Annotated in this window: 4 protein-coding genes; 1 reads left to right on the top strand and 3 read right to left on the bottom strand. The window is 69.3% G+C overall.

Features of this window, described 5'->3' with window-relative positions:
* The 3 genes from GXZ33_RS04785 to clpS all read right to left on the bottom strand — a co-directional run.
* Window positions 1–447 (bottom strand): P1 family peptidase (locus GXZ33_RS04785; protein ID WP_291339744.1); only part of this gene is annotated, 447 nt, incomplete at its 3' end.
* Window positions 447–1,022: a DUF2017 domain-containing protein gene (locus tag GXZ33_RS04780; protein WP_291339743.1), complete on the bottom strand. Its 576-nt coding sequence runs from the start codon at window positions 1,020–1,022 to the stop codon at window positions 447–449. The genes GXZ33_RS04785 and GXZ33_RS04780, both read right to left, overlap by 1 nt.
* Window positions 1,023–1,030: 8 nt before the next feature.
* Window positions 1,031–1,363 (bottom strand): ATP-dependent Clp protease adapter ClpS, encoded by a 333-nt coding sequence (gene clpS / locus GXZ33_RS04775; protein WP_174520256.1) that lies wholly within the window; start codon window positions 1,361–1,363, stop codon window positions 1,031–1,033.
* A gap of 252 nt (window positions 1,364–1,615) precedes the next feature.
* Here clpS and GXZ33_RS04770 point away from each other — a divergent pair.
* Window positions 1,616–2,081, top strand: a 466-nt coding sequence (locus tag GXZ33_RS04770; protein WP_291339742.1) for a CAP domain-containing protein, incomplete at its 3' end; no start/stop codon positions are given.

The raw sequence follows: 2,081 nt of genomic DNA, 5'->3' as shown, positions 1-2,081 counted from the left end.
GACGCTGCCCCGCGCCGTGGCTCCCACCGGATCGCCGGCGAGCGCCGCCGACACCGCCGCCGCCCCGTCCTCCGCGGTCGGACGGTGCCCGGCGTCACCGACGAACAGGTCGAAGATCACCGCGGCCGGCACGATGGGGACGCGGGGACCGGGCCTGTCCTCACCCAGGACGGGGAAGCCCCGCCCGGCGCGCTCCAGCTCGCGCATCGCGCCGTCGGCGGCGGCGAGCCCGAAGGCGGAGCCACCGGCGAGGACGATCGCGTGGACCCGTTCGACGGTGTTGTGGGGTTCCAGCAGGTCGGTCTCGCGGGTGCCGGGGCCCCCGCCGCGGACGTCGACGCCGGCCACCATGCCCGCCGGGGAGTCCGCGACGACCGCTGTGACGCCCGTGTCCCCCAGGGAGGCGTGTCCGACGAGGAGACCGGGGACGTCGCTGAGCGCGCCCATCAGTCCATCATCGCCGTGAGCAGGCTGTCCTGGTTGTATCCGAGCCACTCGATGAGGGCGGAGGTCTCGACGGCCGCCTCGTCGGTGGGGGGCGGCGTGTTCTCCCCCGGGGTGGCGCCCCCGGCCGCGCCCACGCTGGCCGCCAGGTAGAGACGCAGATCGTTGAGCCCCGCGATGAAGGCCTGCGCCTCCTCCTCGCTCAACGTGATGTTCACTCCCCCGTCGGGCCCGACCTTCTCCGCCACGATCTGCAGGTTCTGCAGCTTCGCCCGGCAGATGTCGTTCTCGTGGAGGCTGCGGAGCAGGGAGTTGTCGCCCTCGTACTCCTCATCGCCCTCCCGCTCGAAGTCGGGGAGCAGGCGGGCCATCGCGGGATCCTCCGGTGCCTCCTTGTGCCCGGAGGGGATGCCGGTGAGCTCGGCCAGCTCATCCTTCGGTGCCGACTGGGCACGCTGGATGATGGCCTCACTCACGGCCGCCACCAGGTTGCCCAGCACCTCCCGCTCGATGGGTTCGAGCACCGTCTGGTAGCGCACCCCGCGCATGAGACCCTTCTTCCGCCGCCACGCCTGCATGCTGTCTCCTATCCGGCCTGCTGCATCGTGGCCCACAGGCCGGCGGTGTGCAGCTTCTTGACGTCGCCCTCGACCTTGTCCTTCTCACCGGTGGAGACGACGGCCTTTCCCTCCGTGTGGACCTGCATCATCAGTTCCGTGGCGCGCTTGCGCCCGTAGCCGAGGACCGTCTGGAAGACGTAGGTGACGTAGCTCATGAGGTTGACCGGGTCGTCCCACACGATGCACATCCACGGCAGATTCTCCGAGGTGGCGACGTCGACCTCTATCGCCTCGTCGAGCTCCGGGGTCGCCATCGGGGAGCCCATGCCGGGCGCACTCATCAGTACTGGACCTGTCATGTGACTCAGCCTAGTCAACGCGCCCGGGTGTTGACAGTGCCACCGCGCCGCAGGCCCGTCACCCCCTTCCCGACCCCCGGTCCGACGGTGTTCCCCGGGGTTTCTTCAGGTGGTGTATCCCCCCGCGGACAGGTACGTTCTTTGACAGCAGGTTCAACTACACTATTTCCCTTCCACACACACCCCGAGGATGCAGCAGTCATGGTCCCCTTGTCGTCAGCCCCCTGGTCGTCCCCGCAGGGGATGAAGGACATGCTGTCGCATGCGGGTGTGCTGCTCACCCTGGCCAGCCTCGTCATGTCGCTGCTGCTGGCCTTCACTCCCGGTGGCCCGGCCAGCACTGATCCCGGGGACCCCGGCGATGACATCGGCTACGTCACCCCCGACGCGGAGACGCGGGCCCGTCTCACCGAGATCCGCAATGATTTCGCGATCGCGCTCAAGACCCTCCGCTTCAAGGAGCACGTCCCGCCGCTCGCCCACGACGCCCACCTGGAGCTGTCCGCGCAGCGTCACGCGCAGAAGACCGCGGTCCTGGGCAGGCACGTCGGGTCACCGAACAACGTGACCGTGCTGCAGCACAGCCTGCCGCTGGAATCGGCCTCGGGACACGCCTTCATGGAGGCCTGGCTCCACTCGGCTCCACACACCGCGGTGTTTCTCGACGACCGCTACTCCTTCTACGGCGCCGGTGTCGCCGTGGGGCACGGTCGCGTCT

The organism is Corynebacterium sp. (assembly GCF_012838985.1).
In the GTDB taxonomy this organism is placed as follows: Bacteria; Actinomycetota; Actinomycetes; order Mycobacteriales; family Mycobacteriaceae; genus Corynebacterium.
Note: the sequence above shows the minus strand (reverse complement) of the source record. Positions and strands in the feature narration are given on the sequence as shown.

What these genes read in the sequence shown, in the direction of transcription:
- GXZ33_RS04780 (WP_291339743.1), bottom strand. Translation starts at nt 1,022, where the DNA reads ATGCAGGCGTGGCGGCGGAAGAAGGGTCTCATGCGCGGGGTGCGCTAC.
- clpS (WP_174520256.1), bottom strand. Translation starts at nt 1,363, where the DNA reads ATGACAGGTCCAGTACTGATGAGTGCGCCCGGCATGGGCTCCCCGATG.